This window comes from Novosphingobium indicum (assembly GCF_014645195.1).
GTDB lineage: Bacteria > Pseudomonadota > Alphaproteobacteria > Sphingomonadales > Sphingomonadaceae > Novosphingobium > Novosphingobium indicum.
Window position 1 is genome coordinate 1 of sequence record NZ_BMLK01000042.1, and the last position, 22757, is coordinate 22757.

Annotated in this window: 18 protein-coding genes; 10 read left to right on the forward strand and 8 right to left on the reverse strand. The window is 64.8% G+C overall.

Translation table 11 applies throughout. The annotated features are described in order from the left end of the window. Positions 1-155: 155 nt before the first annotated feature. Positions 156-1190: an AraC family transcriptional regulator gene (locus IEX64_RS22760; RefSeq protein ID WP_188823592.1), complete on the reverse strand. Its 1035-nt coding sequence runs from the start codon at positions 1188-1190 to the stop codon at positions 156-158. Between the two features lie 180 nt (positions 1191-1370). On the opposite strand from IEX64_RS22760, the gene IEX64_RS22765 reads away from it, so the two are divergent. Together IEX64_RS22765 and IEX64_RS22770 are read left to right on the forward strand one after the other, a co-directional pair. Then, a complete protein-coding gene (locus tag IEX64_RS22765; RefSeq protein WP_188823594.1) occupies positions 1371-1769 on the forward strand; it encodes a nuclear transport factor 2 family protein in 399 nt (132 codons plus the stop codon). Beyond that, positions 1766-2776 carry a zinc-dependent alcohol dehydrogenase family protein gene (locus IEX64_RS22770; RefSeq protein ID WP_188823596.1) on the forward strand — a complete coding sequence of 337 codons (1011 nt, stop codon included), beginning with the start codon at positions 1766-1768 and terminating at the stop codon, positions 2774-2776. The genes IEX64_RS22765 and IEX64_RS22770 overlap by 4 nt, the downstream gene beginning before the upstream one ends. On the opposite strand, the gene IEX64_RS22775 is transcribed toward IEX64_RS22770, so the two are convergent. Continuing rightward, positions 2773-4164, reverse strand: coding sequence for an ATP-binding protein (locus tag IEX64_RS22775; protein WP_188823597.1), 1392 nt, complete (start codon positions 4162-4164; stop codon positions 2773-2775). The two genes, IEX64_RS22770 and IEX64_RS22775, sit on opposite strands and share 4 nt — an antisense overlap. Beyond that, positions 4161-4817, reverse strand: coding sequence for a response regulator (locus IEX64_RS22780; protein WP_188823598.1), 657 nt, complete (start codon positions 4815-4817; stop codon positions 4161-4163). The genes IEX64_RS22775 and IEX64_RS22780 overlap by 4 nt, the downstream gene beginning before the upstream one ends. A gap of 118 nt (positions 4818-4935) precedes the next feature. On the opposite strand from IEX64_RS22780, the gene IEX64_RS22785 reads away from it, so the two are divergent. The 7 genes from IEX64_RS22785 to IEX64_RS22815 all read left to right on the forward strand — a co-directional run bounded on the left by IEX64_RS22785 (position 4936) and on the right by IEX64_RS22815 (position 13292). After that, positions 4936-6051, forward strand: coding sequence for an efflux RND transporter periplasmic adaptor subunit (locus tag IEX64_RS22785; RefSeq protein WP_188823599.1), 1116 nt, complete (start codon positions 4936-4938; stop codon positions 6049-6051). A 6-nt stretch (positions 6052-6057) separates the two neighbouring features. After that, positions 6058-9192 carry an efflux RND transporter permease subunit gene (locus IEX64_RS22790; protein WP_188823600.1) on the forward strand — a complete coding sequence of 1045 codons (3135 nt, stop codon included), beginning with the start codon at positions 6058-6060 and terminating at the stop codon, positions 9190-9192. Then, complete coding sequence (locus IEX64_RS22795; protein ID WP_188823601.1) at positions 9185-10417, forward strand: TolC family protein; 1233 nt, start codon at positions 9185-9187, stop codon at positions 10415-10417. The genes IEX64_RS22790 and IEX64_RS22795 overlap by 8 nt, the downstream gene beginning before the upstream one ends. Positions 10418-10518: 101 nt before the next feature. Next, positions 10519-10863, forward strand: coding sequence for a DNA-directed RNA polymerase subunit omega (gene rpoZ / locus IEX64_RS22800; protein ID WP_188823602.1), 345 nt, complete (start codon positions 10519-10521; stop codon positions 10861-10863). Positions 10864-10995: 132 nt separating this feature from the next. Beyond that, complete coding sequence (locus IEX64_RS22805; protein ID WP_229710675.1) at positions 10996-11736, forward strand: ParA family protein; 741 nt, start codon at positions 10996-10998, stop codon at positions 11734-11736. 84 nt (positions 11737-11820) lie between these two features. Then, complete coding sequence (locus IEX64_RS22810; protein ID WP_188823605.1) at positions 11821-12870, forward strand: DUF3667 domain-containing protein; 1050 nt, start codon at positions 11821-11823, stop codon at positions 12868-12870. Between the two features lie 5 nt (positions 12871-12875). Next, positions 12876-13292 (forward strand): hypothetical protein, encoded by a 417-nt coding sequence (locus IEX64_RS22815; RefSeq protein WP_188823608.1) that lies wholly within the window; start codon positions 12876-12878, stop codon positions 13290-13292. 88 nt (positions 13293-13380) lie between these two features. Here the strand turns inward: IEX64_RS22815 and ftsH are convergent, their stop codons facing one another. From ftsH to IEX64_RS22840, 5 genes are all read right to left on the reverse strand, one after another. Then, a complete protein-coding gene (gene ftsH / locus IEX64_RS22820; protein WP_188823610.1) occupies positions 13381-15312 on the reverse strand; it encodes an ATP-dependent zinc metalloprotease FtsH in 1932 nt (643 codons plus the stop codon). 125 nt (positions 15313-15437) lie between these two features. Then, entirely contained in the window at positions 15438-16214 is a 777-nt protein-coding gene (locus tag IEX64_RS22825) for a tyrosine-protein phosphatase (protein WP_188823612.1), read from the reverse strand. 8 nt (positions 16215-16222) lie between these two features. Next, on the reverse strand, positions 16223-16732 hold the full coding sequence (locus IEX64_RS22830) for a 2,4'-dihydroxyacetophenone dioxygenase family protein (protein WP_188823614.1): 510 nt from the start codon (positions 16730-16732) through the stop codon (positions 16223-16225). Positions 16733-16998: 266 nt separating this feature from the next. After that, positions 16999-19098 carry a hydantoinase/oxoprolinase family protein gene (locus tag IEX64_RS22835; RefSeq protein ID WP_188823617.1) on the reverse strand — a complete coding sequence of 700 codons (2100 nt, stop codon included), beginning with the start codon at positions 19096-19098 and terminating at the stop codon, positions 16999-17001. 155 nt (positions 19099-19253) lie between these two features. Further along, positions 19254-21074 (reverse strand): hydantoinase B/oxoprolinase family protein, encoded by a 1821-nt coding sequence (locus tag IEX64_RS22840; protein ID WP_188823619.1) that lies wholly within the window; start codon positions 21072-21074, stop codon positions 19254-19256. 174 nt (positions 21075-21248) lie between these two features. On the opposite strand from IEX64_RS22840, the gene IEX64_RS22845 reads away from it, so the two are divergent. Next, on the forward strand, positions 21249-22424 hold the full coding sequence (locus IEX64_RS22845) for an aminotransferase (protein WP_188823621.1): 1176 nt from the start codon (positions 21249-21251) through the stop codon (positions 22422-22424). Positions 22425-22757 lie beyond the last annotated feature (333 nt).

Here is a 22757-nt window from a genome sequence, read left to right on the forward strand (position 1 = left end):
TCGTCAGGCTCATAACCTGAAGGTCGTAGGTTCAAATCCTACCCCCGCAACCAATACCTGAATGAAATTCAATCTGAAGCGTCCCGGGTTTTCCGGACGCGGTTTCATTTGAGTCACGCCATATCGAGGGTATCGATTGGCTGTTCGGTGAAAGACTAATCGGCGAGCCCTCGGCGAAGCTGACTGGGAGACTTGCCGAACCATCGGCGGCAGCTTCGTGAGAAGATGGATTGTTCGGCAAAGCCCAGCTTTTCGGAAATTCCGCGAAAGTCGAGGTCGGTGCGCTCCAGGTAGTAGAGCGTCAGGTCACGGCGCACTTCGTCCTTTACCTGCTGAAAGCTGCTGTCTTCCTGACGAAGGCGCCGGCGCAGCGTGCGGTGATGAAGGTTCATGGCCCGCGCAACCTCGCTGCTGGAACAGTCCCCGAACGCCAGTCGCCGCATGATCAGGCCGCGGACTTCGGCGTGAAACGGCAGGCGTTCGCGTGGGAAGGTGCGTTCGATGAAGGCGACCATGTCGCCGTGAACGCGGCTGCTGTTGCGCAGGATCGGGGAGGCCAGATCTTCTTCAGAGAAAACAATGCCGTCGACCCGTTGGCCGAAACGCACCTCGCATCCGAAATACTTGCGGTAGGTGTCCTGAGGCGAGATCGGCTCGTGTCGGAAATGGACCTTGCGGGCACGGGCATAGCCGCCTGTCATCTCCTGCGCTTCCACATGCCCCAGCAGGAGTATCTGTTCGATGGCCTGTGCCCGGTTGGCGATGTTGCCCAGCAGCAGCTCATGGCCTGCAAAGACCTGTCCCGTATCGTCGAGCCGATGCAGCCAGACACGTGCGGCACGGCTGTGCGCGTTGCTGTGTTCGCAAGCGAAGGTCAATGCGTCGCCGAAAGTGTGCGAGTTGCTCATCACGTGACCGAGAGGCCCGAAAATGCTGCCGCCGCGTTGGATCGAGGCCAAACGCATCCCGAGGTCAGGGCAATGGAGCGCCTGCGCGGCCAGTTCGAGCAGGCGTATCAGCTGACGATAGGTAACGTTGCCAAGGCCATCGGCGAATTCGCTTTCCCCGATGTTGGCGGCATCGAGCAATGCCGAAAGGTCACCGTTTAAATCGGCAACGAGTTCGGGAAAATGGCGCAATAACGAAGCATTGAGGCTTTCGAACTCGACTACTTCGGAAACGGACGACACCTTTTGCGCTCCCACTTGCAAATTGCCCGCAGGCCATCACTGCGATGTCCTGCGTGGCCCTGAATGTCCGCATTGGTCAAGTCGCTGGGCGTGTCCAGGGTTAGATTTCGCCAAGGCAACGTAACCGGCTCTTGCCGGGAAACCGCGGCCGAGAGAACATGGAAGCTGGAGAGGACGGGCATGGCGAAAGACGGCGCAACAGAATTGGTCGAAGCCTTCTTTGCGGCGGTTGCGGCGGGAGACCTGCCCAACAGCTTGCTGACGCCGGACATGACCGGATGGATCACGACGCAGGGCACGATGGACAAGACGTCCTATCAGGGCCTCATCCGGCTGCTTGCGCGAATGACCGACGGACCGCTCCGGTTCACCATCGATGCCGTGACCGCGCAGGACGATCGTATCGTCGCTGAAGCCCGGTCGGCAGGCCGGCTGATCAGCGGCGAGGATTATGCGCAGACCTATGTCTATGTGTTCAGGCTGCGCGACGGACGCATTGCCTCGGTCGCCGAGCACTACAATGCGCTGGTGGCACAGGAAAAGCTGTTGCCGCTGATGAAGGAGTTGCAGGCATCATGAAAGCCATACGTCTGGGCGAGCCCGTCGGCCTCGATACCCTCACGCTTGCCGAGGCCAGCGCTCCCGCGCCCGGACCGGGAGAGATCAAGGTGCGCGTGCATGCGGCGTCGCTCAACTTTCGCGATGGGCTGGTTGCCAAGGGGTTCTTTCCCGTGGCCGATGGCCTGATCCCGCTTTCCGATGGTGCTGGTGAGGTGCTTGAGGTGGGGGCCGGCGTTACGCAATTCGCACCGGGGGACCGCGTCGTCAGCGTCTTTCATCCCAAGTGGTCGGACGGTCACATGGACCGGGCAGATCTCGACAACTCGCCGGGCGGTCCCGCGGACGGCTTTGCCTGCGAGGAAGCGACCCGGCCGGCCAGCCACTTCACCCATGCCCCTGCAAATCTGACTCATGCCGAGGCGGCAACGCTGACGTGTGCCGGCGTGACTGCATGGCGCGCGGTCGTCGCCGACGGCAAGGTGAAGCCGGGGGACCGCGTTCTGGTACAGGGGACCGGCGGGGTTTCGCTTTTCGCGTTGCAGTTCGCCAAGGCCGCAGGCGCCAAGGTGATCGCCACGAGTTCCAGTGAGGCTAAGCTCGAGCGTTTGCGCGCGCTGGGCGCGGACCATGTGATCGACTACACGCAGGTGCCCGATTGGGGGCCGGCCGTACTCGATCTCACCGGAGGGCAGGGCGTCGAGCACATCATTGAAGTGGGCGGGCCGCATACGCTCGGGCAAAGCTTCAAGGCGGCCCGGACCGGCGCCCATGTCGCTATCATCGGGGCCGTGGGCGGCTTCGATATCGACACAATGCCTTTTGCGATCGTTCAGGCCAAGCGCCTGTGCCTGCAGGCTGTAACGGTCGGCAGTCGGCGCGATCAGGTGGACATGGTCCGCGCGATCGAGGCGCACGATCTGCATCCGGTGATCGACAGCATCTTTCCGCAGGAGCGCCTCGCCGATGCCTTCCGCCACCTCGAGGCGGGGCAGCACATCGGCAAGATCTGCATCGAAATGCCTTAAGGCGAGGTATCCGCTGATGGCGACGGGAACGTGATGCGCGCTTCCAGACCGTGCTTCCCGTCGCTGCGTGCGCCCAGGTGCATGGTCAGCCCATAAGCGGCAGCGATGTCTTGTGCGATGGCAAGGCCCAGACCCGATCCCGGCATGACTGGATCGAGGCGCGTGCCGATCTGAAAGGCCATGGTGATCTCTTCGGGGGTGAGGCCGGGGCCATCGTCGACGATCCGGATCTGCAAGGCGTCGGCCGGGCGGTCCATCTCGATAGTGACTGTCTCGCTGCTCCACTTGCCGGCGTTGTCGAGGAGGATGGCGAGCAGTTCGGACAAGTCGATGGCGTCCATCGGCACGGTCGTGTCCAGCCCTTCGGGAATGGTGGCCTTGAACAGCGTATCCGGATGCAGGCGGCGCATGGCCGAGAGCAGGGGCGGCAGGGCTTCGCCCACACGGCTCGCGGTTCCGGGGCCGCGCGCACTGGCGGCGGAACGGACGCGGGCGAGCTGATATTCGATCTGCTGCACCATGATCTGGCTTTGCGCGAGCAGTGTGCTGCTGGCTTCGGCGGTGCGCGCGTTCTGCGAGAGCCGCTCGGCCTCGTCGGTGATCACGGCCAGCGGCGTGCGCAGGGCATGGGCAAGGTTTCCTGCCTCCACGCGGGCGCGTTCCACGGTCGTGCGGTTGTGGTCGATGAAGGCGTTGAGGTCCGCAACCAGCGGCGCGATTTCGCTAGGGTATTCGCCTTCGAGCCGTTCGGCGGCGCCGCTCCGCAGGCGGGCGGTGGCCGCGGTAAGCCGGTCGAGCGGTCGCAGCCCGAAGGCGACGAGCAGCATGCCGGTGGCACCCAGCGCCGCGGCAAGGGCTGCCAGCCAGACCACAAGTTCGCGCTCGAAGCGGGCAATGGTCTCGTCGAGCAGCCATTCGTCGGTGGCGATCACGTAGTGGACGTCGCCGACAACCGGTACCTTGCGGACGAGGCCATAGGTTATCGCCGGTCCGGTCGGTCCGCTTTCTACGTGATGATGGACGGAACTGTCGTGAGCGACGCTTTCGTCCAGTCTGCCGCGGGTCATCGATGCCGAGCGGATGGTCTCGCCATTGTCGAGACTGACCTGCCAGTAAAAGCCCGAAAGCGGCACGAGATAGCGCGGATCGGAGAGGGGGCGATACATCGTCAATCGCCCGTCGCTGCCGACTTGGACGAGCGCTGCCAGTTCCTTGATGTGGACTTCCAGCTCTTCGTGATAGCTCTGCTCGACGTGCTTGGCGAACAGCCGGGTGGCCGAATACCAGACACCGCCGATGCCGAGCGTGACCCACATCAGCGTTGCCAGCATGATCCGTACCCGCAGCGAGTGCCATTGCCAGCGGCGGGGCGCGCGCGATGCCTTCACTTAGCGAACCTGTAGCCCAGCCCGCGTACCGTGCGGATGCGTTCCGAGCCGATCTTGCGGCGCAGCCGGGAGACGAGCACTTCCACCGCGTTGAGATCGCGGTGGCTGTCGAGATCGTAGAGGTGGTCGCCGATGTCGGCTTGCGACAGCGTCTGACCGGGACGGCGGATGAACAGGTTGAGCAGCCGGAATTCCTGCTTGCTGAGTGAAATCTGCTTGCCGTCGCATTCGACCTGCCGGGCGACGGGATCGAGCCTGCAGCCGCCGGCCTCGATCCAGGTATCGCGCGAGCCCGACTGGCGGCGCAGCAGGGCATGAAGGCGCGCCAGCAGTTCCTCGAAGCGGACCGGCTTGACCACGAAGTCGTCGGCTCCGGCGTTGAGGCCGGAAACCTTGTCCTGCCAGCTGCCGCGCGCGGTCAGGATCAGGACCGGACAATCGACCTTGTGGTCGCGCCAGTACTTGAGCAGGTCCATGCCGCTGCCATCCGGAAGGCCGAGATCGAGAACCACAGCCGCCATCTTGTCCATGTCCGGCCAAGCCTCGCCTTCCTCGCGGTTGGACGCGACGTCGACGGCAAAACCGGCATTGCGCAGCCTGTCGGACAGGCGCTCCGCCAGTTGTTCGTCATCTTCCACCAGAAGCAGCCGCAAGGCCAATCCCCTCTCGCGATACGGTCCATACAGCGTACACGCGCTGCAGTGCATGAAAACTGACGATAAGCCCGAAAACTGACAAGGTCCTGTCAGCTTGAACTTCCATCCTCGGGGCATGGACAGGAAACTTCTTGCCGGCGGCGCGGCTGCCGTTCTCGTGCTTGGCGTGGTCGGCTACTACGCGTTCGCCCCCTCGACACCGCAGGAGGAGGCTGCAGAAGCGCCGGATGGTGCGGATGGCAAGCTGAGCGCTGAGCAGATCAAGAAGCTGGGTATCCGCACGCAGGCTGCGGCCGCGTCCGACGTCGTGCCGGTAGGCACGGTTCCCGGTCAGGTTTCGCTGCCGCCCGATGCCAAGGTGGCGGTGACGACGCCGTTCGACGGCACGGCCACGCGCGTTTTCGTATTGCAGGGCGAACAGGTCGGGCGCGGACAGCCGCTTGCCGTGGTCAAGTCTGCCGCGCCGGTCCAGTTCAGCGCCGATCTCGCGCGGGCGCAGGCCGATCTGGCAGTCGACCGTGCCAGGGCGAGGCGGCTCGAAACGCTGGCCCGCGACGGCATCGTCGCCGGTGCGCGGGCTGACGAGGCGAGAGCCGCGCTTCAGCGCAGCGAGGCAACCGTGGCGGAAAATCGCCGCCTGCTCTCGCTCGCCGGTGCCGGCAAGGACGGCACGGTCACGCTGCGCGCGCCGATTTCGGGGCGCGTTTCCAAGGTTTCCATCGAGACCGGCGGCCATGTCGGCGGCGACATGGCGCCGTTCGTCATCGAGAATACCGCCGCACTGACGCTCGACCTGCAGTTGCCCGAGCGCCTGGCCGGACAGGTCAGGCCGGGCATGGCGGTTTCGGTTCCGCTCCCGGGCAATGGCGATACCGTGGCTACGGGCCGCATCGTCTCTGTCGGTGCCTCGCTCGACCCGATGACGCGCTCGGCGGCCGCCAAGGCGCGGCTCGACAACGCCGCCGGGTTGATGCCGGGACAGAGCGTGTCGGTGGTGATCAGCGGGGTGGCGGGCAGCAAGCGGCCAGGGATTTCGATCCCCTCGCAGGCGGTCACCCGCATCGGCGGGCAGGATGTCGTGTTTGTCCGGGAGGGCGATCGCTTCGTACGGCGTGAGGTGACCGTGGCGACCGACGCGGGCGGGCAGGCCATCCTGTCTGCGGGCGTGAAGGCGGGAGAACCGGTCGCGATCAGCGGCATTGCCGAACTCAAGTCCCTCGTGGCGGAGTAACCGGTCGTGTTGCGCAAGCTTGTCGAACGGGCGCTCGCATGGCGCCTCGCGATAATCGGCCTCGCTCTGGGCCTGGCCGGTATGGGGGCCTGGGCCTTCATGCGCCTGCCGATCGATGCCTTTCCGGACATCAGCTCCACGCAGGTGAAAGTCATCCTCAAGGCGCCGGGCATGACGCCCGAGGAAGTCGAGAGCCGGGTCATCACGCCCATCGAGATGGAAATGCTGGGCATTCCCCATCAGGCGGTGCTGCGTTCGGTCGCCAAGTACGCGATTGCCGATATCACCATCGACTTTGCCGACGGGACGGACATCTACTGGGCTCGCACGCAAGTCTCCGAACGTCTCAATGGTGTGATGGGGGATCTTCCCGGCAATGTCAGCGGCGGCATGGCGCCGATCTCCACGCCGCTGTCCGACATGTACATGTTCACGCTCGAAGGGCCGCAGAGCCTTGCCGAGAAGCGGCGCACGCTCGATTGGGTGATCCGCCCGGCCTTGCGCACCGTTCCCGGTGTGGCCGACGTCAATTCGCTGGGCGGCAGGGCCGAGACCTTCGAGGTCGTCCCGAACGCTTCGGCGCTCGCGGCTGCCCAGCTTACGGTTACGGATCTGGCAACGGCCATCGAGGAATCGAACCGCAACGACGGTGCCGGCCGCCTCGTCTCGGGCGAGGAAGCGCTGATCGTGCGCGCGACCGGCGCGATCAGGACGCTCGACGATATGGGCGCCATTGTCGTGCGCAGCGAGAACGGCAATGTCCTGCGCGTGAGCGACGTCGCGCAAGTGCGCACCGGCAGCCTCACGCGCTATGGCGCGGTCACCAAGGACGGCAAGGGCGAGGCGGTGGAAGGTCTGGTCATCGGCCTGCGCGGCGCCGACGCGGCGCAAGTGGTCGACGGCGTCAAGACGCGGCTCGAGGAGCTGCAGCCGAGCCTGCCGCAGGGCATGAGCGTCTCGGTCTTCTACGACCGCTCCAATCTGATCGAGCGTGCTGTGGGGACGGTCGAGGAAGCCTTGCTCGAAGCGACGCTGCTGGTGGTCGTGCTGCTGCTGCTGTTCCTCGGCGATGTGCGCGCTTCGGTGATCGTCGCGCTGGCCCTGCCGATGGCGGCGCTGCTCACGTTCATCTTCATGCGATCGATCGGCCTGACTGCCAATCTCATGAGCCTGGGAGGGTTGGCGATTGCCGTCGGCATGCTTGTCGACGGCGCGGTCGTGGTCGTCGAGAACGTGGTCGAGCGCCTGTCCGATCCCAAGCACGCGCATTCGAGCAAGCTGCACAATGTTTTCATTGCCTCTGCCGAGGTCGCGAAGCCGGTGGCATCGGGCATGGCGATCATCGCGCTGGTGTTCCTGCCGCTGCTCACGTTGCAGGGGCTGGAAGGCAAGCTCTTTGCTCCCGTGGCGCTGACAATCGTGCTGGCGCTGCTCTCCGCGCTCGTGCTCTCGCTCACGCTGGTTCCGGTCATGGCGTTTTACGTCCTCAATGTGAAGGCGGACGAAGGCCACCACGAGCCCTGGCTGATGCGCAAGGTGTCCCCGCGCTATCACGCGCTGCTGAATGCGGCATTCGGGCGCCGGAAGCTGGTCTACACGGTGGCGGGTATCTCGCTGCTGCTGACGGGTGTCGCCTATTCGGTGACCGGCAAGACCTTCCTGCCGACGATGGACGAAGGCTCGGTGATCGTTCAGCTTACCAAGCTGCCCTCGATTTCGCTCGAACACAGCGTGGAAGGCGACCTCAAGGTCCAGCGCGCACTGCTCTCCAAGGTCCCCGAAGTGACCGAAGTCGTCGCTCGCGTCGGCTCGGATGAACTCGGCCTTGATCCCATGGGGCTCAACGAAACCGACACCTTCCTCAAGCTCAAGCCGCGCGAGGAATGGCGCGTGCCGGACAAGGAATGGCTCGTCGGTCAGTTGCGCAAGGCGCTGGTCGACCTGCCGGGCATCGAGCCCAGCTTCACCCAGCCGATCGAGATGCGCATTTCGGAAATGCTCACCGGTTCGCGCGGCGATCTTGCCATCAAGATATTCGGGCCGGACCTCGATGAACTCGCCCGGATCGCCGGTGACATTCAGGGGCGTCTGGAAGGCATCAAGGGCACCAGCGAGGCGATGACCGTCGCCAACGACCGCGTCGACTACCTGCAGATGGATATCGACCGGCTTGCCGCCGGGCGAGCCGGCATGCCGGTGAACGAGCTGCAGGATGCCATGCGTGCGCAAGTGGAAGGCGTCCATGCCGGCGTCGTGGCCGAAGGCATCCGCCGCGTTCCCATCGTCATTCGTGGGGAAGGGCAGGCGCTGTCGCCGCAGGCTTTCGCCGATACGCTCTACCGCTCGCCCACCGGCCAACTGGTCCGTGCCAGCGATGTTGCCAGGGTTACCCGGGTGGAGGGCCCGGTGAAGCTGGAACACGAGAACGGCTCGCGTTTCGCACTGGTGCAGGCCTTCGTCTCCGGCCGCGATCTGGTCGGCTATGTCGACGAGGCCAAGGCGGACATTGCATCGAACGTCGCTCTACCGCCGGGCTACCGGATCGTCTGGGGCGGCCAGTTCGAGAACCAGCAGCGTGCCTCGGCCCGGCTGATGGTGGTGCTGCCGATCTCGCTCGTGATGATCTTCGTGGTGCTCTACGCGACGCTCAGTTCGCTCCGCGCTTCGCTGCTGATCATCGGCATGATCCCCTTCGCCTTGGTCGGCGGCATGATCTCGCTCGCCTTCTCCGGCGAATACCTCTCGGTCCCCGCTTCGGTCGGCTTCATCGCCCTGCTGGGTATCGCGGTGCTCAATGGCCTCGTCATGGTCAGTTACTTCCGCCAGCTGCGCGAGGAAGGCGTGCCGCTTTACGAGGCGGTCCGTCGCGGGGCCGAGCGGCGTCTGCGTCCGGTGCTGATGACTGCGACGATTGCCGCCTTCGGTCTGGTGCCGCTGCTCTTCGCGAGCGGACCGGGATCGGAAATCCAGAAGCCTCTGGCGATCGTGGTGATCGGCGGCCTCGTGTCCTCGACGCTGCTGACGCTGGTGCTCCTGCCGCTCCTCTATGAGCGCTTCGGCGAGAACAAGGCAGAGCGCGATGCGGGCGATCATGAACACTCCCAACGAGATGAAGCAGATGGGGAGAGGGCCGATGCGTAAGCTTCTCCTTGCAGGTGCCGCGCTGCTGTTTGCCTCGCCGGCAATCGCCGAACCCGGCCTTCCGGACGAAGCGGCCGTTGCCGCCGCACTGGACGCGCACCCTTCGGTCAAGGCCGCGATGGCGCGCACCGGCGCGGCGCGTGCACAGGCCCGGGCTCTGGCGCGCGGATCGCACGAGGTCACCTTCTCCGGCAGCTACATCAATCGCTCGGTGGACCGCGAAGGCTCGTTCGACGAGTTCGACGGCCAGTTGACCCGCTCCTTCCGGCTGCCGGGCAAGGCCCGGCTCGATCGTGAGATCGGTCAGTACGGTGTCAGCGCGGCGGAAAATCGCGCCGAAGACGCGCGCCACCAGGCGGCGCTCCTTCTGGCGCAGAGCTGGTGGGACTGGTTGGGTGCTGCCGAGGAGGCACGCGTCGATCGGCAGGCCGCCGAGAACTATACCAAGCTTCTGGAGGCCGTGCGCCGCCGCGTTGCGGTTCGCGATGCCGCGCAACTCGATGCTGATCAGGCAGAAGCCGCGCTTGGTTCCGCACGGGTAGCAGCCGAACAATCCGCCGGTCGCGAGGCCATGGCGCGGGCACGGCTCGCTACGCAATTTCCGGGGCTTCCGCTTGGCGATTCAGCGCCGTCGGTCCCCATGCCGGCGCTGCCCGAGAAAGGCATCTCGGCGTTGGGGCAGCTTGTCATTCAGCACAGCCACGAGATCGCGGCCGCCGATGCCGACGCGCAGCGGGCCGATGCCTCGGCATCGCGGGCGCGGGCGGATCGGATCGCCGATCCCTCGTTCGGGGTCCGGATGTTTTCGGAACGCGGCGGCGCCGAGCGCGGGGCGGGTGTCCTGTTTTCGATGCCGCTGGGCGGTGGTCACCGCAAGGCGCTTGCCGATCTGGCCGAGGCGGAGGCAAGCGCGACGCTTTCCGATGCGATGGCCGTCCGTTTCGCGGTCAAGGAAACCGCCGAGACCGACATGACCGAAGCCCGCTTCCGCTTTGCCGCGTGGCAGCGTGCGCGCGAAGGGCTCAAGGCCCAGCTCGCTGCGCTGCAAAAGCTGCGCGAAGGGCACAAGGCGGGTGAGATCGATCTTTCGGACGAACTGCTTGGCGAACGCCAGGTTCACGATGCCTTCCGCCTGGAAGCGCAGGCGCGTACCGAAGCCATGCGCGCGCTGACGCGGCTGCGCATCGATTCCCACTCGATCTGGATCGGGCAGGACGAAGATTGACGGATTTCCGGGGCGGCTGTCTGCCCCGATTTCCTTGACTTTTGCCGGTTTGCTACCTATCTGCCCGCCTTTACGAACATCCAGATTTTTACGGAGTGCCCATGGCGCGCGTTACTGTCGAAGATTGCGTCGACAAGATTCCCAACCGTTTCGATCTCGTCCTGCTTGCTGCGCAGCGTGCGCGTGAGATCTCGGGCGGCGCCGAACTCACGGTCGATCGCGACCGCGACAAGAACCCGGTCGTGGCTCTGCGCGAAATCGCCGAGCAGACCGTGCGTCCCACCGAACTCAAGGAATCGCTGGTCACCTCGATGCAGCGCGTCCTGCCCGAGGACGACGACGAGATGGACGATATCGGTTCGCTCAGCCAGTCGGCGGAGGCCCTGCGCATCACCGCTTCGGCGCCGACGCGCAACACTTCGATCGGTGGCGACTACGACGGCTGATCCTTTTCGTTGACTGTCCGCGTGTGACAGGCAACGATCTGCGGCGTGGCCGGGAAGAAAAAACGAACACTACCGCGCATTGCCGGATTATCGCGAGGGCCGTCCAAACGGGCGAGCCCTCGTGACGCGTCTGTGGCAGGTGCAACCATCGCCATCTACAGTGTGAAGGGCGGGGTCGGAAAAACGACCTTCTCCGCCAATCTTGCATGGTGTTCGGCGTCTCAGGCGAAGCGGCATACGCTTCTGTGGGATCTTGACGCTTCGGGCGGGTCCGGGTTTCTCTATGGGCTGGAGCCCAAGGGCTCGCGGCTGGCGGAAGAGGTCTTCTCGCGCAACCGCTCGCCCGATGCGCTGATCCAGCATACCGCTTTCGAAAACCTGGACGTTCTGCCCGCGGACGAGAGCATCCGAGCCCTCGACGCGCAGCTGGCGGAAATCGGCAAGCGCAAGCGGCTTGCCAAACTGGCCCGCGATCTCGCTGGCGATTACGAGCGGATCGTGCTGGATTGTCCGCCGGTGATGAACGAGCTTTCCGCCCAGGTCGTGCGCGCAGCCGATCTCGTCATCGTGCCGCTGCCGCCGTCCCCGCTGTCCGCGCGGGCGTTCGATCTGGTGGTGCGCGAGATCTCCGGCAACTCCAAGCGTCACCCGCCGATCCTGCCGGTGCTTTCCATGCTGGACATGCGGCGCACGCTCCACCGGGAAGCGCGGGAAGCCAATCCGGACTGGCCCGCAATCCCTTACGCCAGCGTGGTCGAGCAATGCGCCGTGCATCAGCAGCCGGTCGGCGTGCTGGCACCGAGCAGCCCGGCCGCGCGCGCATTCAGTCACTTGTGGAATGCCATCGACCGTAAACTGGCCGAGCGTTCGTGATTTCGGTCATGACGCTGCAATGCACAATGCGTCTGTTCAGGTACGCGGCAAGAGGGTAAATCTGTCTTCCATAACGGGGGAAGCATGAGCGACATCAGCGAAAGCCTGGCGGAAATCGGGCAGGGGGCCCTGTCCGGCAATGCAGCGGAACCGTCTGCCGGCAGCGGCGGTGCCGACGGCCACACGCATGAAACCAAGTGTCTCAACTGCGGGACGGAACTGATCGGGTCGCATTGCCACACATGCGGGCAGGCGGCGCATGTCCACCGGACACTGGGGGCTTTTCTCCACGACCTGCTGCATGGCGTGCTGCATTTCGAGGGAAAGTTCTGGCGCACACTGCCGCTGCTGCTTTGGCGTCCGGGCAAGCTCACGCGCGAATATATCGACGGGAGGCGCGCGAGCTACCTATCGCCGATCGCGCTGTTCCTGTTCTTCGTGTTCATCATGTTCGCCGTTTTTCATGCTACTGAAAGCGAAGAAAAAAGCACAGGCGGCGGAAATCTCATCGAGATCAACCGCAGTGTGGATGGGGTTGAAGCCGAGATTGATGATCTCAAGGCCAAGCGGGCGACCTTGTCGGCAAAGGGAGCAAGCACAGCTGAACTCGACAAGCAGATCGCGGAGAAGCAGCAAGCGGTCGATGCGGTTCGTGCCCTGCAAAAGAATGGCCTTGGCGAGGCGTTTTCGGGCAAGAATGTTAGCAGCGACATTCCGCAAGTCGACAAGGCAGTCAAGAAGTTCAGGGAGAACCCGGACCTCGCGCTCTACAAGCTTCAGACGTATGCCTACAAATTCAGCTGGGTTCTGATTCCGATCTCGGTTCCATTCCTGTGGTTGCTGTTCCCGTTCAGCCGACGGTTCCATCTCTACGACCACACGGTATTCGTCACCTATTCGCTCAGCTTCGCGACACTGCTGGTGATTGTATCGATGCTGGCCGGGGCCGCGGGCGCAGCCTGGGTGGGCGGCGTCCTCTTCTTCGTCCCTCCGATCCACATGTATCGCCAGCTTCGGGAAGCCTATGCCCTCTCACGCTTCGGCGCGTGGTGGCGAACATGGTTTCTGGTGGCCTTCGCAGGCACCGCGCTGCTTCTGTTTTTCATGGTCATCATGGCGCAGACGGGCAGTTGATAGAGATGTTCTTCCCTCTGTTTCTGGCTTTGGCCGCTCCAGCGGCAGAGGTCGTTCCCGAAGATCGAATTCGGCTGGAAGGCCGCTGCACTTACAATCAGGAAGTGCTCAAGCATCGGGACGATACAGTGCTGGCGCAGTGCGATGCCGTTGCTATCGACGACCGGGAGAACGACACGGCCAGCATCGCCTTCGATCTGCGCAGCTGGGACGTGACGATGCTACGCTTTCAAGGGAAGATGACTGGTCCCGACACGATGACTGTGCGTCAGCTGACCCTGCGCAACGGCACCAGGGACGAGGCGACGGGATCGTGCCGGATATTCCGCGTCGAGGGCAGGGTGTCGGTCGTGTCCTGCCTGGCGACCATGCGCGGCCGGGCCTACGCCGCGAACATCGACGTGTCTCACAACCAGAATTGAAGTGGTCCTGAAACGCCAAAGGGGCGCAGGTTCGTTACCCCTGCGCCCCTTCCTGCACTCTCCCGAGGGAGAACCGTGTTACTTTTCATCAGGCGCCCTGCGGAGCGGCTCCGCCGGAGAAGCGCTTGCCCGATTTGGGAATCGACGAACCCGAAACAGCGCGCGTCGATGACGGACCGCGCGGCTCGCTGGGACGGTCGATCGAACCGGTTTCGAGCAGCTGCTTGATCTCGTCGCCTGAAAGCGTCTCGTACTCGAGCATGGCTTTGGCAAGCGTGTGCAATTCCTCGTTCTTGTCGTTGAGGATCTGCGTCGCGCGGGCATGGGCGTTGTCGACCAGTGCGCGAATCTCGGCGTCGATCACCTTGTTGGTCTCGTCCGAGGCCATGGTGCGCTGGGAGCCGCCCATACCGAGATAGCCTTCCTGGCTTTCCTCGTACTGCAGCGGGCCGAGCTTGTCGGACATGCCCCACTTGGTCACCATGTTGCGGGCCAGGCTCGTGGCGTACTGGATGTCGGACGAGGCGCCGGAGGAGACCTTGTCGTGGCCGAAGATGATCTCTTCCGCCACGCGGCCGCCCATGGCGACCGAGAGGTTCGCCAGCATCTTGTCGCGGTGGTACGAGTAGCTGTCGCGCTCGGGCAGACGCATCACCATGCCCAGTGCACGTCCGCGCGGGATGATCGTGGCCTTGTGGATCGGGTCGGAGGCTTCCTCGTTGACCGAGACGATGGCGTGACCGGCCTCGTGATAGGCGGTCATCTTCTTCTCGTCCTCGGTCATGACCATGGAGCGGCGTTCGGCGCCCATCATGACCTTGTCCTTGGCGTCCTCGAATTCCTGCATGGCGACCAGACGCTTGTTGCGCCGGGCTGCGAGCAGGGCAGCCTCGTTGACCAGGTTGGCAAGGTCGGCACCGGAGAAGCCGGGCGTGCCGCGGGCAATCACGCGTGCGTTGACGTCGGGGGCCAGCGGCACCTTCTTCATGTGCACGGCGAGGATCTTCTCGCGGCCCTCGATGTCGGGGACCGGCACCACGACCTGACGGTCGAAGCGACCCGGGCGCAGCAGCGCGGGGTCGAGAACGTCGGGGCGGTTGGTCGCCGCGATGATGATGATGCCTTCGTTGGCCTCGAAGCCGTCCATCTCGACAAGGAGCTGGTTCAGCGTCTGCTCCCGCTCGTCGTTCGAATTGCCGAGGCCATGGCCGCGATGACGACCGACGGCGTCGATTTCGTCGATGAAGACGATGCAGGGGGCGTTCTTCTTGGCTTGTTCGAACATGTCGCGCACGCGGCTGGCACCGACGCCCACGAACATCTCGACGAAGTCGGAACCGGATATGGTGAAGAACGGCACGCCCGCCTCACCGGCGATGGCGCGGGCGAGCAGGGTCTTGCCGGTACCGGGGGAGCCGACCAGCAGCGCACCCTTCGGTATCTGGCCGCCGAGCTTCGAGAAACGCGTGGGATCGCGCAGGAACTCGACGATTTCTTCCAGTTCCTCGCGCGCCTCGTCGATGCCGGCAACGTCGTCAAAGGTGACGCGGCCCGACCGTTCGGTCAGCATCTTGGCCTTCGACTTGCCGAAGCCCATCGCGCCCGAGCCGCCGCCTTTCTGGACCTGACGCAGCGCGAAGAAGGCGATGCCCACGATCAGCAGGAACGGCAGGGTCTGGGCGAGGATGTAGACCAGCAGGCTGCCCTGTTCGGCTTCCTTGCCGGAATACTTCACGTCGTGCGCCTCAAGCAGCTGGGTCAGCGAGGTGTCTCCGGGCACGGGCACCGTGGCGAAGCTGTCGCCGTTCGTGAACTTGCCGGTGATGCGGTCTTCGCTGATCTCGACCGAAGCGACGCTGTCGGTCGTAACCTTGGCGCGGAAATCGGAATAAGGGATCGTCGGCCCGGCTTCGCCGCGCGCGCCGAACATCGAGACTACCATGAGCAGAGCAAGAAAGATGCCGCCCCATACGAGGAGGCTCTTGATCCATGGATTGCCGTTGGGCTGGTCGTCGTTCATTGTCGGAAGAGGTCCTTTCGCAGGACAATGTAAGCGCGAACGGCTGAATCTCAAGTTAGCATAGGCATACAGAGTAATCGTTTCGGCAGGCCGTTGCGGAAAAGCCTGTCAGGTGCCTCTTCGGCCTATTCGAGCAGCTGCGCGCGTACGGCTTGCGCGGCATCGGCGGGCACCCCGATTTCAGCAAGATAGCCTTCGGCAGAGCCGCAGCGTTCCGCGATAGAATCGAGGAATGCCGATATGTACGCCGGGCGCGCGCCGGCAAGCGCATCCATCACCGCTTCGGGCAGACCGGCGTAGGGCGAATTGGCATCCTGAGGGCGGGCTCCGAAGGCCGTGCGCAGGTTGACCGCCTTCTCGGTGAGTGTGAAGTCGGCGACGATGATCTCGCGCGGGACGCCGAGGACCGACAGGACCAGTGCCGCCGCTCCGCCGGTGCGGTCCTTGCCCGCGGTGCAGTTGAAGGCGATGGGCACGTGGCCATCGGCGATGCGGCGGATCAGCTCGGCATAGGCGGGGGCCTGCTGGAAGGGCAGGTGGCGGAACCCCTCGGCCATGATCTCCATGGCCTGTTCCTCGTTGTCGATGCCGCGTTCGGCCATCGTGTGGAGCTGGCCGAAGACCTCCTGATGATCGCGGCTCCAGTAGGTCACGCCCGCCTCGGCGCACCAGAGGTTGGGATCGCGCTTCTGCTCTCGCCTGCTGCGGAAGTCGACGACGCAGCGGATGCCGAGATCGACCAGTTGCGCGGCGTCGGCAGGCGTGAGGCGCGCCATCGAGCCGGAGCGGTAGAGATTGCCCCACTTCACCTGCCGTCCGTCCGCCGTGGGATAGCCGCCCATGTCGCGGAAATTGATGCCGCCTTCGAGCTGGAGCAGGCGCCGGGAAAGATCGTCTTCCATCGTGCGGCTCAGGCCGTGAAGGCTGCCGGGCCCGACGGGCGGATGTAGCGGGGCATGTCGATGCCCTGCTGGCGGGCGGCATCGAGGAAGATCTGCTCCATCGATCCGGCATGGTCGGTGGAGAGGTAATTGCCGTCATCGTCGAACACCACGTTCACGCCCGAAACGACCATGAAGCCTTCGACCGGCTCGCCATCCTCGGGAATGTGGAAGGTGTGGATCGTGCCCGGCGGTTCGTAGAGATAGCTGCCCGCGGTCTGCATGTCCTGCGGGTATTCCTTGTACCCCCAGGTGCCCTTGAGCGTGAAGAAGTGCACCGCGCCGGTGTGGAAGTGCTTGGGAAGCTGGGTTCCCGGCGCATAGCGGACGTAAAGCACCCAGGTCGCATTGTCCGGATCGAGGAACAGCGGCCACAGCTTCATGCCCGGGATCAGGTGCCCCAGATCGATGGCGGGCTCCTCGTTGACGTTGAGCGAGAGCAGGCGGTCCTGCTCGTGAATGGCCATGGGTAGCGGCATGAAAGGTCCTCTCCTGAATTGGGGGAGGAGGGTTGCATGGGATCGGGCGTGGCTCAAGGCCCAAGCGGGCCATGCGCAACGTTCATTTCCGGCAGCCCACCCCGTTGCGACCAGGTTCGCCTGACGGCTCGCCAAGTCTCACGGCCCTCCCGCTTGCGGGAGGGCGGAAACCGCGCATCCTGTCCGGCGCACACTGCTACGCCCCTACCGCAAGCGGGAGGGGCAGGGGTGGGCTTCCTGACGCATGTTGGTGAGGGGCCCGCCGCCTAGGCCTTCACGAGCTGGTAGTCGCCCGCATCGTCAACCTGCGCCTTCCAGCCCGGATAGACGACGATGGTGGTGAAGGTTTCCTCGATGATCGCTGGCGAGGGCACTTCCATGCCCGGCTCCAGATCCTTGCCGAGATAGACCGGAGTCTGCGCGAAACCTGCGCCGAGATTGGCGCGGCGTTCCTTGGCAGCGACCGGGGCCTGGCCCGAGGGCGTGAAGCCGCCGGCGGCCTTGGGCGAAGGCGTGACCACGTGCGCGGCGAGGCGGACGCCCGAGATTTCCGGAATCTCGTGTTCGCGGATGTGGGCGTATTCGTCCATGTGGCGCTGGTTGAACAGTGCGACGGCGCGCTCGCCGAAATCCCCGTCCTCGTTGGGCTCGATGAACGAGAGATCGCCCAGCGGCACGTCGGTCTTGTAGTCGAGCGAGAGCGAGAAGTTCTGCCCCGGATAGCGCATGTTGAGCTGGTAGTTTACGCGGATGTCGTCCGCGTTGAAATGCGCGTCGGTGAAGTACTTGCGCGCGCGGGTGGACAGGTCGGTCCACAGCTGGCGGATGCGCTCGAGATCGGGCGTCTTGGCGGAGGCGATGTAGGAGCGTTCCTCGTCGATCGTCGGGTTGGCGACCAGCGTGCCGAGCGCCGAGAAGGTGGGCGAGGCCTTGGGCACCAGCACGCGCTTGATGCCGAGGTCCTCGGCCTGAATCGCCGCGAAGGCCGGGCCGTTGCCCCCATAGGCGAGCATGACGAGGTCCTTGGGGTCGATGCCCTTGCCCGCAGTCGTGCGGCGCACGCCCTGGCTCATGTTGGCATTGACCACGCGCCAGCAGTCGAAGGCGGCCTGTTCGGCACCGTAGTCGTCGCCGACGTCTTCCATTTGCTCGGCGATTGTCTGGAAGGCTTCGGTCACGCCTTTCTTGGAGAGCGAGAAGCTGCCGCCGGCAAAGCCTTCGTCGGTCGAAAGAACGCCGAGCATGACGAGTGCGTCGGTGACGGTCGGCTCGGTGCCGCCGCGGCCGTAGCAGATCGGGCCGGGCTCGGAGCCCGCCGACTTCGGACCGACTTCGAGCGCGCCCGCGTTGACATGGCAGATCGAGCCGCCGCCCGCACCCAGCGTTTCCACTTTCACCATCGGTACGCCGATCAGGTAGCGGTGGTGCATGTTCCACCCGGCTTCGGCGGGAGCCTGCCCACCGACCACCAGCGACATGTCGTAGGAAGTGCCGCCCATGTCGACGCAGAGCAGGTCCGGGCAACCCTTGGCGCTGCCGGTATGGGCAGACCCGATCACGCCGCCCGCGGGGCCCGAGGCGAGCACGCGGATCGGGGCGCCGTCGATATATTCCTTGGTCATCACGCCGCCGGCGGCCTGCATGACCATCAGCTGGTTCTTGTACCCGCCCTCGACGAGGCGCTGCACCAGCTTTTCGAGATAGCCGATCACGCGCGGGCCGACATAGGCGTTGACCACCGTCGTGGAGGTGCGGTCGTACTCGGGCGCGCGCGGCAGCACTTCGTGGCTGGCGGAGATATAGGCGTTCTGGATTTCCTGGGTGACGATCTCCTTGGCCCGGCGTTCGTGCTCGGGGTTCACGAAGGAGAACAGGAAGCTGATCGCCACGGCCTCGACGTTCTGCAGGCGCAGCTTGCGGCAGGCTTCACGCAACGCGTCCTCGTCGAGCGCACGGTGCACGGTGCCGTCATGCAGGATGCGCTCTGGCACGGTCAGGCGGCGGCGGCGCGGCGTGATTTGCTTGGGCGGCGCGAGGCGCACGTCCCAGATGTCTTCCTTGAAGCCGCGGCGGTATTCGATCTCGTCGCGGAAACCCTCGGTGGTGATGAGGCCGGTGAGAGCGCCGTTCATCTCGATCAGGGTGTTGTCGGCCACAGTGGTACCGTGGACGATGGCTTCGCACTTGCCCAGGAAGTCGCCGAGTTCGAGGCCTTCCTTCTCCGCCAGCTTGCCGAGCCCTTCCATCACGCCCAGCGAGCGGTCTTCCGGGGTGGACAGGTTTTTGTGCAGCACCACTTCGTCGCCTTTGAGAAGCGCGAAGTCGGTGAAAGTGCCGCCGATGTCGATGCCAACGCGATAGGTCATTTGCTTGCCTTTTGCTGGAGAGCCGAGCGGCTCTCCGTCCCTCCCTGATCGTCGCCCTCGCGAAGGCGGGGGCCCCGCTGTTTTCTCATGCGCAGTCGCAGGAAGCGGGATCCCCGCCTGCGCGGGGATGACGATGAAACTGAGCTAAGTGCCGGTTACTCCGCCGCTTCCGCCATGGCTGCCATTTCGGCCCGCAGCGCCCTGGTCGCTTCGTGGTCCACGGCGAGCGTGTAGTCCTCGAGGCTGCCGGTCAGCACCACGCCGTATTTGGCGCGCGCGGCTTCGGGGCTGACGTACTCGTCGAGCACGTCCTCCTTCACCGCTTCGGGATCGCGCAGCAGCGGCTGGCCGAAGCCCGCGCCGCCGCCGTGCTGATAGGCGATCACTGCGCCATCGGGCAGCAGATCCTGCGCGGTGCGTTCGATCTTGCGTTCGTTGGGCGAGCCGACCTCGAAGTGGTTGCTATAGGGAATGGCGTCATCGCCGCCGCACATGCCGCGCAGCGGGTGGTCGGCCGAGACCATCCACGCCATCGCCGAGGTGGGCTTGAGCACCTGCTTCACGTTGAGCGAACCCGGCGCGCCGCGCCACTGGCCGGCGCCGCCGCCGTCAGTGGTCATCTCGCGGCTGATGTTGAGGATCGGGAAGCGGCTTTCCGCGTCCTCCGCCTCGGACAGGATCAGGTTGCCCAGCGAATTTGGGCACGATCCCCAGCCGTCGAGCCCCTGGATCGCGGAAACGTCCATCGAGCGGCAATCGACGCCCTGATCCATCCACATCATGCCGTTGTCGTCGAAACCGATGACGGCGTTGGGCATGCCGATCTTGTAGAGTTGCGGTTGTGCCCGCTCCGGAGCCACCTGGCTGAGCGCGACGCAGACCGCCTCGGTGATTTCGCAGGCCGGGTGGAACGAGCCCAGAGCCGCCGGCTTGTTCGGCGGCGGCTGGGCGATGCAGCCTTCGGGAATGACGATCTCCACCGCGTTGAACATGCCCTCGTTGCGCACGATCGTCGGGTCGAGGTGGGTGATCACCTGCGTCATCACGTAGCTGCGCGAATTGGCGAAGGTGTTCCACACGCCGACGAGATCCTGCCGCTCGTCGGTGCCGGTGAGGTCGACGGTGAGCTGGCCGCCGTCCACGGTGCAGGCGACATGGACCTTGATGTCCTTGGTGCCCGCCGTGTCGTGGTCGATGAAGACGGTGCCTTCATAAGTGCCGTCCGGCCACTTGGCGATTTCCTCGCGCATGCGCTTTTCGGTGTGCTCGATCGAATGGTTGATCGCGGCCTTCACCGTTTCCGAGCCCCACTTGGCCAGCAGGTCTTCCAGCATCTTCACGGCGTGCTGCACACCGCCGATCATCGCGGCGATGTCGCCCGCGAACGTCGCGAAGCGGTTGTTGCGCACGACGAAGTCGAACACGTCCTTGCGCAGTTCGCCGCGGTGCACGAGCTTGAGGCAGGGATAGATCACGCCCTCGGTAAAGACGTCGGTCGCTTCCAGCGTGAAGCCGCCCGGGTCCTTGCCGCCGGTATCGCCCTGGTGGGCCTGCAGCGTCTGGATGCAGATCAGTTCGCCCTTTTCGTCGTAGACCGGGCCGTAGACGTTGTAGTCGGGCAAGTGGCCGCCGCCGTGATCGGGGTCGTTGGCCAGGAAGACGTCGCCCGGTCCCCAGTCGTAGCGCTCCTGGTTCATCAGGCCCCAGCGCGTTTCCATCTGGTTCACGAAGGTCAGCTGCGGGGTGCCGATGGCGCCCATGGCAAGGCGGCCATGCGCATCGACGATGGCGGCATTGCGCTCGTTCGACTGGTTGATGATCGGCGAGGAGGCCGCGCGGCCAAGATAGGTCGCGCTCTCGAAGCAGACGGTCTCGAAGGCGCCGCGGATGATGTCGGCGGTGACCTGGTCGATCTCTGCTGTCGTCGGCAGGGGCTCGCGCGGGGCGGCCAGCTTGCGGTTCAGTTCGTAGGACATCGCTATGGTTTCCTTTTCCGCCCGTCCTTCTTGTTCATCGAGGATCGGGATAGGGCCACGGTCTGTCCATCTCTCTACAAACCGCGCGGCCCGACGTGCATTTTGCGAAAACCGGCGCTATCGCGCGATGCTCCTTTCGACCATGCCCGTACAGGCCATCGGAGCAGCACCGCGATGAAGACAGCCGGCCGCATCCACCCCGTCTATGCCGCCATGGAGCGCACCGTGTTCGACCGGATGTCGGCGCTGGCGCGCGAACATGGCGCGATAAACCTGGGGCAGGGCTTCCCCGACGCGCCGGGGCCGGAACCCGTGCTGGAGGCCGCCGCGCGGGCCTTGCGCGAAAAGTCGAACCAGTATCCGCCCGGAGCCGGGCTGCCCGAACTGAGCGAGGCCGTCTGCGGCTACTACGCGCGCCGCCAGGGGCTTGCGCTTTCCCCTGAGCAGGTGACCGTAACTTCCGGAGCAACCGAGGCAATTGCCGCGGCGGTGCTGGCGCTGGTGCAACCGGGAGACGAGGTGATCCTGTTCCAGCCAGCCTACGATGCCTATGCGCCGATGGTTCGCCGGGCAGGGGGCGTGCCGGTTTCGGTGATGCTGCAACCGCCGCATTTCCGCTACGATGCAGATGCTCTGGAACGCGCGATCACGCCGCGTACCCGTGTGCTGATGGTCAACGATCCGCTCAATCCCGCCGGCACCGTGGCGGGTGACGCGGAACTGGCGGCTCTGGCGCAGGCCTGCTTACGGCACGACCTGATCGCGATCTGCGACGAGGTCTGGGAAGACGTCCGCTTCGACGGCAGGCCGCACCGCTCGCTGATGGCGCTCGAAGGCATGGCCGAGCGCAGCGTCAAGATCGGCTCTGCGGGCAAGATATTCGGCATCACCGGCTGGAAGATCGGCTGGATGATCGCGCAGGGCGAGCTGGCAACCGCGCTCTCCCGCGCCCACCAGTTCCTTACCTATGCGAGCGCCCCGCCGCTGCAATGGGCCGTAGCCGAAGGGCTGGCGATGCCCGATGCCATGCTGGCGGGACAACGCGCCGAGTGGGCCGCCTCCCACACGCGGCTGAAAGCGGGGTTGGAAGGCGCCGGTTTCACCGTCCTGCCCAACGCCGCGACGTGGTTCCTCTGCGTCGACCTCGCCGCCTCGGGCATTGCCCTGACCGACCGCCAGTTCTCCGAACGCGCCGTAACCGATGCGGGCGTCGCGACCGTCCCCGTCTCCGCGCTCTACGAGAGCGAGGGCCAGCCCGAGCACATCGTGCGGTTCTGCTTCACCAAGCCGGACGGGGTGCTGGATGAGGCGGTGGCGCGGTTGGGGAAGTGGCGGGCGGCGTTGGGGTGACGAGTGAAATGGGCCGTTTGCAGACTGACGGTTTTGGAGAGCCCAACGCTGGATAACTGCCGGTCGCCCTTTTTGGCGGGTGCATCGCACTTGACTTCTCATTGCGCGTGCGCGTGTCTCGTCGTTGCATCGTGACTCGAACTCGCCACCCGCAGGCTCCGCAATGAGAGGAAGCGCAGGGTCGTCGCTGCGCTCTGGACTCCACAGACCCGGTCCCTTGGCAAAATTCGAACTTGAGGTGCCAAGAGTGTGGATAATCTCACATCTTATACCAAAACCTGTGGAATCTGACTCACTGAGGGTATCGGGTTTGGGGCTGACGTGATTCACCAT